The following is a 10,724-nucleotide window of genomic DNA, read 5'->3' on the forward strand; positions in this document are numbered from 1 at the left end:
CCCCTCGCTGCTGGAGACCCCGTGACGAATTGGTTGGGCCCCACCGTAACCACGCCCGCCCGCCCGTACTATCGCTGAATCGGGTACCCGGCAGGCCGCTGACGACGGAGGACGCATGACCCTCACCGACCCCCTCGAGCTGCTGGACATCGCCGGGCTGCTGAGCGACGAGGAACGGCAGATCCAGGAGACGGTGTCCCGGTTCGTCGCCGACCGCGTCCGGCCGTATGTCGCGGAGTGGTTCGAGGCCGGCACCTTCCCCCGCGAACTGGCCCCGGAGCTGGGCAAACTCGGCGTGCTCGGTATGCACCTGGACGGTTACGGGTGCGCCGGGACGAGCGCGGTGGCATACGGGCTGGCTTGCCTCGAGCTGGAGGCCGGCGACTCGGGGCTGCGCAGCTTCGTCTCGGTGCAGGGCTCGCTGGCGATGTTCTCCATCTGGAAGTACGGGTCGGAGGAGCAGAAGCAGGAGTGGCTGCCGCGGATGGCCGCGGGCGAGGCGATCGGCTGTTTCGGCCTCACCGAGCCGGACTTCGGCAGCGACCCGGCCAACATGCGCACCCGCGCGGTCCGCGACGGCGACGACTGGGTGCTCACCGGCACCAAGATGTGGATCACCAACGGCAGCATCGCGGACATCGCGACGGTGTGGGCGCAGACCGAGGACGGGATCCGCGGCTTCCTGGTGCCGCGCGGCACCCCCGGGTTCACCAGCCGCACCATCAAGCAGAAGCTGTCGCTGCGGGCGTCGATCACCGGCGAGCTCATCCTCGACGAGGTGCGGCTGCCCGACTCGGCGCGGCTGCCCGGGGCGCGCAGTCTGGGCGCGCCGCTGAGCTGTCTGAACGAGGCCCGCTTCGGCATCATCTTCGGGGCGGCCGGCGCGGCGCGGGACAGCCTGCGGACCGCGATCGACTACGCGAACACCCGGGTGCAGTTCGACCGGCCGATCGCGGCGTTCCAGCTCACCCAGGAGAAACTGGCGAACATGGCGGTGGACCTCAACATGTCCGCGCTGCTGGCGCTGCACCTGGGCCGGCTCAAGGACGCCGGGTCGATCAAGCCGCACCAGGTGAGCGTGGGCAAGCTGAACAACGTGCGCAAAGCGCTGGGGATCGCGCGCGAGTGCCGGACGATCCTGGGCGGCAGCGGGATCACGCTGGAGTACTCGCCGCTGCGGCATGCCAACAACCTGGAGTCGGTGCTCACCTACGAGGGCACGTCGGAGATCCACACGCTGGTCATCGGGCAGGCGCTGACCGGTCACGCCGCCTACCGCTGAGGGATTCCGGCCGCTTCCCTCAGCCCACGGAGACTTCGCAGCGTCCGGCCGGTCGCCCGTTTGAAGAGGTACTCCGCGCGTTCGTAGGAGAGGCGGCGCCGGCCGGTCTCCGGGCAGAGATCGGCCGGTGGCGGGCGGCGAGCCGGCGCGGGGCGCCGATCCGACAGGAAGAGCGGCCCCCGGGTCCGGCCCGCGATCAGCTCCGGGATCAGGGCCGCGGTCCGCTCTCCCCAGGTCACCCCGGGACCGCCGGGTCCGTCCAGGTCCTCGACGTTCAACGCCAGGACCGCGCCGATCGGTGCGCCGGACTCCTGCACCATCAGCCACAGCGTCCGCTCCCGCAGTCCCACCCCGTCCAGGTCGGGCGGCTCACCCGGCTCGCTGCCCGATCTTTCCGGCACGCTCCGATTTTTCAGGTCATCGGCGAGGCGGGGGACGCCCGCCCACGCGGTGAAGGACCGCAGCGCGGCGAGATGCCGATTCCATCCCCGCGGCGCGGCATCCGGCCAGGTGGCGGCCACCGCCGCGGCTACGCCGGCGGCATCGAGAGCACTCAAGGGAGTCCGCTCCCCCAAGGCCCGCCGCATGCGGCCAAGCGTTTTCCGGTACGCGAGAGCCGTCGCCCCGCCCAGCCCCGCAAGAAACTCGTCAGCCGCCGCCCCGAGCAGCGGCCCCGCGCCGGCCGAGCCGGTCGCCGCGCCGGCCGGGGCGGTCGACGCGCTGGGAGCGGCGGTAGCCGGGGTCACCTCGCCGGGCACCACGGTCGCGTCCACCCGGGCCCGCAGGAAGTCTCGCTCCGCCGCGTTCCGGGTCAGTGACGCCGCCCGCTCCAACTCCAGCCGCGCCTCCGCCACCCGCCCCAACCGCAGCAGCAGATCCCCGCGCACTCCCGGCAGCAGGTGATAATCCCGCAGCACCGGATCCGCCCGCAGCGCGTCCACCAGCGCCAATCCGGCCTCCGGCCCGGCCGCGAAGCCGACCGCCACGGCCCGGTTCAGCCGCACCACCGGCGTCGGCACCAGCCGTTCCAGCGCCGCGTAGAGCGCCGCGATCCGCACCCAGTCCGTCTCCTGCGAGGTCCGCGCCTGGGCGTGACAGACCGCGATCGCGGCCTGCAGCACATACGGCCCCGGCGCCGCTCCCGCACCGGCCGCCCGGGCGCGCAGCATCGCCGCGAACCCGCGGTTGATCAGCAGCCGGTCCCATCTCCCCCGGTTCTGCTCGTGCAGCTGGACCGGTTCGCCGCCGGGTCCGGTACGGGCCGCCGACCGGGACTGCTGGATCTCCATGAGCGCGACCAGGCCGTGCACCTCCGGATCGTCCGGGGCCAGCTCGGCCAGCAACCGGCCGAGCCGCAACGCCTCCAGGCACAGCCCGGGGCGCATCAGGTCGTCGCCCGAGGTGGCCGAGTAGCCCTCGTTGAAGACCAGGTAGACCACCTCGAGCACGGAGGCCAGCCGGCCGCTGAGCTCGGCGCCGCCCGGCAGGCCGTAGGCGACGCCGGACTCGGCGAGAGTGCGTTTCGCGGTGGCGATCCGCTGGGCGATCACCGGCTCGCCGACCAGGAAGGCGCGGGCGATCTCCGCGGGGCTGAGCCCGGCGACGACCCGCAGGGTCAGGGCCGCCCGCGCGTCCCGGTCCAGCACCGGATGGCACGAGATGAACATCAGACGCAGCACGTCGTCGCCGGACGACTGCTCGGGGACGTCCGGGGGCTCGACGTCCGTACCGTCGAATCTGCTCGATCTCCGCAGGTGATCGACGGCCTTGCGCCGGGCGATCGTGGTCAGCCAGGCACCCGGGTTGTCCGGGATGCCGTCGACCGGCCACTGCTCCATGGCCGCGACCAGCGCGTCCTGCGCGAGCTCCTCGGCCAGGCCGACGTCGCGAACCATCCGCAGGAGCGCCGCGACGATCCGCGCCGACTCCCGCTTCCAGACGACGCCGACCGCGGCCCGGACCTCGCTCATGCCGGCCTCGTCAGCTGTAGACCTGGTGGATCAGGCTCTCCCCGTCCCCGACGATCTTGCGGAACCGGCGGCCCAGCTCCTCCGCCTCCTCCCGCGACCGCACCTCGACCAGCGCGAACCCGCCGATCGCCTCCTTCGCCTCGGTGAACGGCCCGTCCGTCACCGTCACGTCGTCCCCACTCGAAGCGATCTTGAACCCGGCCGGGTCCAGGCCACCGGTCGCCAGCAGCACACCGGACGCCGTCATCTCCTCGATGAACGCCGCCATCTCGGCGAACAGCTTCTCGTCAGGCTGGTTGTTCTGGGTCTTCGAGAGCATCAGGTAGCGCATCGTTTCTCTCCGTTCTCGCGGTTGCTTGCACCCTGACGTCGTCCGGGCCCATGTGACAGGTAATCACGCCTGCCCCGCCCGTGACACTGCGCCTCACGGTCGATTACCTGTCACATCGGCCCGAGCGACGAAGGGGCAGACAACCGATCGAGAAGGAGCCCGAGATGACCACCACCGCCGCCGCCACCCGCACCCCCGCCGCCGCTCGCCGCACCGCCGACCGCACCACCCGGGCGCTGCTCGGGGCGCTCGCGGTCGCCGGTCCGCTGTGGGCCGCGGTCTCGCTCACCCAGGCCGCCACCCGCGACGGTTTCGACCTCACCCGGCACCCGCTGAGCCTGCTGAGCACCGGCGCCCTCGGCTGGCTGCAGATCACCAACTTCGTCCTGGCCGGCATCCTGCTGGTGACCGGCGCCACCGGCCTCCGCCGCGCGATCCCCAGCCGGTGGGCGCCGCGCCTGGTCCGGATCACCGGCCTCGGCATGTTCGCCGCCGGCGTGCTGGTGATGGACCCGGCCGACGGCTACCCGATCGGCACCCCGGCCGGCATGCCCGCCACGATGAGCTGGCACAGCATCGGCCACATGGTCGCCGGTTCGATCACCTTCACCGCCCTGATCGCCGCCTGTTACGTGCTGGCCCGCCACTTCAAGGCCGCCGGCGCCCGCGGCACCGCCCTGGCCGCCACCCTCTCCGGCACCGCCCTGCTGCTCGGCGACGCCTGGGCCATGACCGGCGGCCCGGCCGGCTCCCTCACCCTGGCCGCCGGCGCCATCACCGCGATGTGCTTCCTCACCGCCACCGCCCTCCACGTCCGCCGCTGAAACGCGCGGCTGGTCCCGGGGTGTCTCCAAACCGCCGAGCCACCCCACGAACCAGCCGCAACAACCAGACCGGCCAGCAGAGCTCTCCTCACCAGGCGCGAACAGCCGCAGCAACCAGACCGGCGGGCAGAGGCTCCTCACCGACCAGGAGACAGCACCAGCAACCCAGACCGGCGGCCAGAAGCACCTCACCAGCCACAAGACAGCACCAGCAACCCAGACCGGCGGCCAGAAGCACCTCACCAGCCACAAGACAGCACCAGCAACCCAGACCGGCGGCCAGAAGCACCTCACCAGCCACAAGACAGCACCAGCAACCCAGACCGGCGGCCAGAGGTACCCCTCACCAGCCACGAGACATCCCGAACCCGCAGCCACCGGACCGCGACGGCGACGCTCACCTGAAGCGTCGCCGTTCACGCGATGCGGATCGCTGCCACTTCGCCGGGCGCACGCTCGGTCCCGCCACGGCGACATCGTGAGACCACCCCCGCCGGAGGTAGCCGATGCCCAACATCCTCATCCGCGATCTGAGTGAGGACGCCGTCGATCGCATCGACGCCGCCGGCAACCCATGTCTGTGCCGCAAGCTTGAGCAGCGGTGCGGCCGGACAGCAGCGGTTCGCGCTCCCGCCGCTTCCTCCGATGCCGATCGACCGTCTGACTCCGGCGATCGAGGACAGAGCTTTTCAGGTGCACATGCTCCTGGCGGATCGCGGGCAGCATCGTGCGCGCTCAGCCCCGGATCCGTTGATCGCGGCCACGGCGGGGAAGACCGGCCTGACCGTTCCCGCGATCGACAAGGATTTCGCCCTGATCGCGGCTGTCACCGGCCAGGCGGTCGACACCTTGGAGGTCTGAGAAGTTCACGCAGCTCAGCGATCCGCGGCCCGGTCACGGCTCGATGCGGCAGCGCCGATCATCCGCCGCTTCCGGGTCGCTGCGGCTTTCGGTCACCCCATTTTCCGGTACGACTTGGCGTCCCGTGCCAGTCGGCTCGCGAGGCCGCGGCCACTCCGGGCCACGGCGCGTGTCGTGCGGGTTCGCTGTGGGCACGGGCGCTCGGCGCCGGCAGCGCGGCAGCGCGGAGGATGTGGGACCGTCGGCGGACGCCGCACCGACGGGTGCAGGGCGGGTGGGACCGTCAGCTGACGCCACACCGGCGGATGCGGAGCGGGACGGGACCGTCAGCGGACACCGCACCGGTGGGCGTGCGGGTGAAGGACCGTCGGTCGGCGGACGCCGCACCGGCGGGTGCAGGGCGGGACGGGACCGTCAGCGGACGCCGCACCGACGGATGCGGAGCGGGGTGGGACCGTCAGCCGACGCCACACCGGTGGGCGCGCGGGTGAAGGACCGTCGGCCGACGCCGCACCGACGGATGCGGAACGGGACGGGACCGTCAGCCGACGCCACACCGGTGGGCGCGCGTGGTGAAGGACCGTCGGCCGACGCCGCACCGACGGATGCGGAACGGGACGGGACCGTCAGCCGACGCCACACCGGTGGGCGCGCGTGGTGAAGGACCGTCGGCCGACGCCGCACCGACGGATGCGGAACGGGACGGGACCGTCAGCCGACGCCACACCGGTGGGCGCGCGTGGTGAAGGACCGTCGGCCGACGCCGCACCGACGGATGCGGAACGGGACGGGACCGTCAGCCGACGCCACACCGGTGGGCGCGCGTGGTGAAGGACCGTCGGCCGACGCCGCACCGACGGATGCGGAACGGGACGGGACCGTCGGCCGACGCCGCGCCGGTGGGTGCGCTTGGTGAGGGACCGGCGGGGGACGCCGCGTCGGTGGGGCGGGGATCGGCGGTTGAGCGTGACCGTGAGGGGCGGCGGACCCGCATGAGACGCGGGGCGGTCCGGTGGGGGCCGGGCCTGGCGAGCCGGCCGGCCGGGACCACGAGTCGTACCGGAAAAGATCCTGGAAAATCTTGGCGGAGCGTGTCGGATCGGGAGGACGGGGTTCGTCGCAGGGGTGTGAGGCGGTCCGTGGGTGGTCGCCGGGGACGGGAGATGAGCGGGATGACGCAGTATCTGATCTCTGTGCTGCACGACTCGGACGCGCGGGCCACCGATGACGAGATGGCGGCGATCGACGTGTTCAACGAGCGGCTTCAGGCTGATGGGCAGTGGGTGTTCGCGGGTGGGCTGGCCGGGCCGGACGCGGCGACCGTGATCGACGCCCGGGCGGCGGCGCCGGTGTACACCGACGGGCCCTATGTGGAGTCGAAGGAGTTCGTGATCGGCTTCTGGATCGTCGAGGCGCCGCATCTCGACGTGGCGTTGCGGCTCGCCGCGGCCGGGTCGAAGGCGTGCAACCGGCGGGTCGAGGTGCGCCCGTTCCTGGACGCGTGAGCGGCGTCGGCGACGCGCTCACCCGGGTTCACCACGAGGAGTGGGCCCGGGTGGTCGCGACCGTGGCCCGGCGGTTCGGTGATCTGGACCTGGCCGAGGAGATGGCGGCCGAGGCGTTCGCGACGGCCGTCGAGCGCTGGCCGGTCGACGGTGTCCCGCCGGCGCCCGGCGCCTGGCTGACCACCACGGCGAACCGCAAGGCCATCGACCGTCTTCGCCGCGAGGCACGGCGCGACGAGAAACACCGGGAGGCGCTGGTGCTGTCCGCTACCCCGGAGCCGCTCGGCGCGATCGACGACGACCGGCTCCGTCTCGTCTTCACCTGCTGCCACCCGGCGCTCGCCATGGAGGCCCGGGTCGCCCTGACGCTGCGACTGGTCGGCGGGCTCACCGTGGCCGAGATCGCCCATGCGTTCCTGGTCCAGGAGACCGCCATGGGCCAGCGCATCACCCGCGCCAAGGCGAAGATCAAGGCGGCCCGGATCCCGTACGGCGTGCCGCTGCGCGACGATCTCCCGGCCCGGGTCACCGGCGTGCTCGCCGTGCTGTACCTGATCTTCAACGAGGGTTATCTGGCCTCCGGTCCGGGCGCCGAGGCGGTCCGCGCCGACCTCACCGGCGAGGCGATCCGGCTGACCCGGCTGGTGCACGCGCTGCTCCCGGCCGACGGCGAGGTCGCCGGGCTGCTGGCGCTGATGCTGCTCACCGAGGCCCGCCGGGCCGCCCGGGTGTCGGCGAGCGGCGAGCTGGTCACCCTGGCCGAGCAGGACCGGGGCGCCTGGGACCGGGCGCTGATCGCCGAGGGGCACGCCCTGGTCCGCGCCCGGCTGGCCGCCGGACAGGCGCCGGGGCGCTACCAGATCCTGGCCGCGATCAACGCGGTGCACACCGACGCCCCGGACGTCCGGGACACCGACTGGTCGCAGATCCTGGCGCTTTACGATCAGTTGCTCCGGGTGGACGCGTCACCGATCGTGCGCCTGAACCGGGCGATCGCGGTGGCCGAGCTGGACGGGCCGGAGGTGGCGCTGGCCCAGGTCGCGGACCTGCCGCTGGCGGACTATCACGCGTACCACGCGGTCCGCGCCGACCTGCTGCGCCGGCTGGGCCGCAGCGGCGACTCGCGGGCGGCCTACGACCGCGCGATCGAGCTGAGCGGCAACACGGCCGAGCAGGCATACCTCACCCGCCGCCGCGACCAGCTGGCCACCTGACCCGGGCGCTCAGGTGGGTAGGTCGATGCGGGCCAGTTGTCCCCGGCTGGCCACGCCCAGTTTGGGGAAGGCCCGGTAGAGGTGGTAGCTGACTGTTTTCGGGCTGAGGAACAGGCGGGCGGCTATCTCGCGGTTGGTCAGGCCGGCGTGGGCGAGTGTGACGATCTGCAGCTCCTGCGGGGACAGGGTGGCGAGCAGGTCGACGGCGGGGGCCGTGTCGGACTGTTCGCCGGCGGCGCGCAGCTCCGCGGCGGCGCGGTCGGCCCAGGCGCGGGCCGGGAGGCGTTCGAAGGTCTCCCGGGCGGCTCGCAGGTGGCGGCGGGCCTGGTTCTTGCGGCGGTCGCGGCGCAGCCGTTCGCCGAACGCCAACTGGGTACGCGCGATCTCCCACGGCCGGGCGCCGTCGGCGTGGGCGCGCAACGCCGTGGTGAAGTGGTGTTCCGCGACGTCCGGGTCGGCGGCGAGCATGCCCTCGCAGCGGTGCGTGACGGCCCGGGCCCAGGGCTGGCCGGACTCCTCGGCCCAGATGGCGAACCGGTCGGCGGCCGCGCGGGCGCGCTCCGGCTCGCCCAGGCGGACCGCGCATTCGACCTGGTCGGCGGCGAAGTGGACGGCGTGGATCTGGTGCCGCACCGGCCCGTCCAGGGCGGCGTCGAGCCGGTCCAGCGCGTCGGCGGCGCGGCCCAGGGCCAGGTCGAGCAGGGCCCGGCCCCAGACCGCCCAGGCGAGGCCGTTGGCGATGCGGTGAGTGGTGAAGCCGTCGTGGCACTGGGCGGCGAGACGCAGGCACTCCTCCTCGTCGCCCCGCACCGCGGCGATCCAGGCCAGCACCCCCTCCAGGTATCCGGTGCGGTTCGGCTGGCCGGTGTCGGCGGCCAGTCGCAGTCCCTCGACGGCCGAGGCACCGGCGGTGCGGAACTGTCCGAGGTACAGCTCCGCGGTGGCGAGCGTGACGTGCGCGAGCGGCAGCCAGCCGACGGCGCCGGTGGCCCGGCACTCGTCGACGACCTGGCGGGCGATGCTGCTGCCGGCGGTGAAGTCGCCGACGATGCCGGCCACGAACGCGGCGTTGAGCCGTAACGCGTAGGAGCCGCCCGGCCGCAGTCCGGCGGCGACCAGCGGGCGCATGGCTCGCAGGGCGCCCGCCGGGCCGGTGGTGAGCAGGTCGGCGGCGCCGGCGACGGCCGCCACGGCTGCGGCCAGCGCGTCCGGGGCGGGGCCCAGGGCGGCCAGCCGGGCGGCGGCGTCCGCGACCCGGGACGGGTCGCTGAGCTGCCAGGCGTTGCGGGCGGCGTCGATCAGCACCGTCCGGGCGGCGACCGGATCGTGCTCGGCCAGCGCCGCCGAGGCGGCGACCAGCAGGTCGTGTGCCCGCGCGGCGTCACCGGAGTCGAAGGCGACCCGGGCCCGCAACTCGTGGTAACGGGCGGTCAGGACCGGATCGACCGGCACGTCGCCGACCCGGTCCAGCAGGGGGCGCACCCGCTGGTGCCGGCCGGCGTCGCTGGCGGCGGTCGCGGCCTCGATGAGCCGGCGGGCCCGGGTGCCGGGGTCGCGCGTCAGGTCGGCGGCGCGTTCCAGAGCGGCGGCCGCCGCGGCGTGGCCGCTGCGGCCCCGCGCGCGTTCGGCGGCCCGCTGGAGGGCGTCCGCGGCCGCGTCGTCGGGACCGGTCGCGGCGGCGGCGAGGTGCCAGGCCTGCTGGTCGGGCTCCGCCGCGAGGGCGTCCGCGAGGGACCGGTGCACGGCGAGCCGCTCGTCGAAGCCAGCCTGCTGATAGGCGGCGGCGCGCAGCAGCGGGTGGGTGAACCCGACCCGGCCGCCGGAGACCCGGAGCAGCTCGGCGGTCTCGGCCTCATGCAGGGCGCCGCGCAGCTCGTCGCGGGAGATGCCGTGGGCCGCGGCGGCGCGCAGCAGGACCCCGAGGGCGGCGGTCTCGTCGGCGGCGGCGAGGGCCAGGACGGTGCGGGCGGACGGGGTGAGCCGGGCGATACGCGTACCGAAGGCGTTCTCGATGCGGCGCGGAAGCGGCAGCGGACCCGGCAGATGAGCGTGGTCCGGCGCCACCTGCGAGAGCTCGCGCAGCGCGAGCGGATTTCCGGCGCTGTCCCGGATGATCCGGTCCCGGGCCGGACGGTCCAGGCCCGGGGCCCAGCGGTCCAGCAGCGTGTCGCAGTCGGCCGCCACGATCCCGTCCAGCCGGTGCTCGGGCAGGCCGGCCGGGTCGAACTCGGGACGGGCCGCGAAAATCATCGCGACGGCGTCGGCGTGCAGGCGGCGGGCCACGAAGCGCAGCGTGCGGGCGGACGCCTCGTCGAGCCAGTGCGCGTCGTCGACCAGGCAGAGCACCGGCTCCGTCTCGGCCAGCTCGCCGAGCAGGGTCAGCACGGCGGCGCCGACCAGCAGCGGGTCCCGGCCCTGGGCGGGCGCCATCCCCAGCGCGCCGAGCAGGGCGGCGCGCTGCAACCCGGGCAGCGCCTCGGCCCGGCCGAGCACCGGGTGCAGCAGCAGGTGCAGCGAGGCGAACGGGATCTCCGCCTCGGACTCCACGCCGGCGCAGCGCAGCACGGTCAGCCCGGGCCCGGCGGTGATGTCGCCGAGCAGCGCGGACTTGCCGATGCCGGGCTCACCGCGGACCACCAGCGCGGCGCTGTGCCCGACGCGGGCCTGCCGCACCACGTCGCGCAGCGCGGCACGGTCGGCGTCCCGGCCCAGGATCATGGGATCGGAAGCTACACCA

Annotated in this window: 8 protein-coding genes; 5 read left to right on the forward strand and 3 right to left on the reverse strand. The window is 73.9% G+C overall.

The genetic code is table 11. From position 1 onward, the window contains the following. Positions 1-115 precede the first annotated feature (115 nt). Entirely contained in the window at positions 116-1,282 is a 1,167-nt protein-coding gene (locus tag Aiant_RS13695) for an acyl-CoA dehydrogenase family protein (protein ID WP_189334338.1), read from the forward strand. On the opposite strand, the gene Aiant_RS46860 is transcribed toward Aiant_RS13695, so the two are convergent. Both Aiant_RS46860 and Aiant_RS13705 read right to left on the reverse strand, forming a co-directional pair. Beyond that, positions 1,273-3,252, reverse strand: coding sequence for an RNA polymerase sigma factor (locus Aiant_RS46860; RefSeq protein WP_189334337.1), 1,980 nt, complete (start codon positions 3,250-3,252; stop codon positions 1,273-1,275). The genes Aiant_RS13695 and Aiant_RS46860 overlap by 10 nt on opposite strands. 10 nt (positions 3,253-3,262) lie before the next feature. Then, complete coding sequence (locus Aiant_RS13705; protein WP_189334336.1) at positions 3,263-3,583, reverse strand: YciI family protein; 321 nt, start codon at positions 3,581-3,583, stop codon at positions 3,263-3,265. Positions 3,584-3,747: 164 nt separating this feature from the next. Here Aiant_RS13705 and Aiant_RS13710 point away from each other — a divergent pair, with 164 nt between their 5' ends. The 4 genes from Aiant_RS13710 (at position 3,748) to Aiant_RS13725 (ending at position 7,987) form a co-directional block, all read left to right on the forward strand. After that, positions 3,748-4,407, forward strand: coding sequence for a DUF998 domain-containing protein (locus Aiant_RS13710; RefSeq protein ID WP_189334335.1), 660 nt, complete (start codon positions 3,748-3,750; stop codon positions 4,405-4,407). A 645-nt stretch (positions 4,408-5,052) separates the two neighbouring features. Next, positions 5,053-5,268 carry a PIN domain-containing protein gene (locus Aiant_RS13715; protein WP_245006654.1) on the forward strand — a complete coding sequence of 72 codons (216 nt, stop codon included), beginning with the start codon at positions 5,053-5,055 and terminating at the stop codon, positions 5,266-5,268. A 1,172-nt stretch (positions 5,269-6,440) separates the two neighbouring features. Then, positions 6,441-6,773, forward strand: a complete 333-nt coding sequence (locus Aiant_RS13720; RefSeq protein WP_189334334.1) for a YciI family protein — start codon at positions 6,441-6,443, stop codon at positions 6,771-6,773. Continuing rightward, positions 6,770-7,987, forward strand: a complete 1,218-nt coding sequence (locus tag Aiant_RS13725) for an RNA polymerase sigma factor (RefSeq protein WP_189334333.1) — start codon at positions 6,770-6,772, stop codon at positions 7,985-7,987. The genes Aiant_RS13720 and Aiant_RS13725 overlap by 4 nt, the downstream gene beginning before the upstream one ends. 9 nt (positions 7,988-7,996) lie before the next feature. Here Aiant_RS13725 and Aiant_RS46505 read toward each other — a convergent pair whose 3' ends face one another. After that, positions 7,997-10,705 carry a helix-turn-helix transcriptional regulator gene (locus Aiant_RS46505; RefSeq protein ID WP_189334332.1) on the reverse strand — a complete coding sequence of 903 codons (2,709 nt, stop codon included), beginning with the start codon at positions 10,703-10,705 and terminating at the stop codon, positions 7,997-7,999. Between the last annotated feature and the right edge of the window lie 19 nt (positions 10,706-10,724).

This window comes from Actinoplanes ianthinogenes (genome assembly GCF_018324205.1).
Lineage (GTDB): Bacteria > Actinomycetota > Actinomycetes > Mycobacteriales > Micromonosporaceae > Actinoplanes > Actinoplanes ianthinogenes.

What these genes read in the sequence shown, in the direction of transcription:
- Aiant_RS13695 (WP_189334338.1), top strand. Translation starts at nt 116, where the DNA reads ATGACCCTCACCGACCCCCTCGAGCTGCTGGACATCGCCGGGCTGCTG.
- Aiant_RS46860 (WP_189334337.1), bottom strand. Translation starts at nt 3,252, where the DNA reads ATGAGCGAGGTCCGGGCCGCGGTCGGCGTCGTCTGGAAGCGGGAGTCG.
- Aiant_RS13705 (WP_189334336.1), bottom strand. Translation starts at nt 3,583, where the DNA reads ATGCGCTACCTGATGCTCTCGAAGACCCAGAACAACCAGCCTGACGAG.
- Aiant_RS13710 (WP_189334335.1), top strand. Translation starts at nt 3,748, where the DNA reads ATGACCACCACCGCCGCCGCCACCCGCACCCCCGCCGCCGCTCGCCGC.
- Aiant_RS13715 (WP_245006654.1), top strand. Translation starts at nt 5,053, where the DNA reads ATGCCGATCGACCGTCTGACTCCGGCGATCGAGGACAGAGCTTTTCAG.
- Aiant_RS13720 (WP_189334334.1), top strand. Translation starts at nt 6,441, where the DNA reads ATGACGCAGTATCTGATCTCTGTGCTGCACGACTCGGACGCGCGGGCC.
- Aiant_RS46505 (WP_189334332.1), bottom strand. Translation starts at nt 10,705, where the DNA reads ATGATCCTGGGCCGGGACGCCGACCGTGCCGCGCTGCGCGACGTGGTG.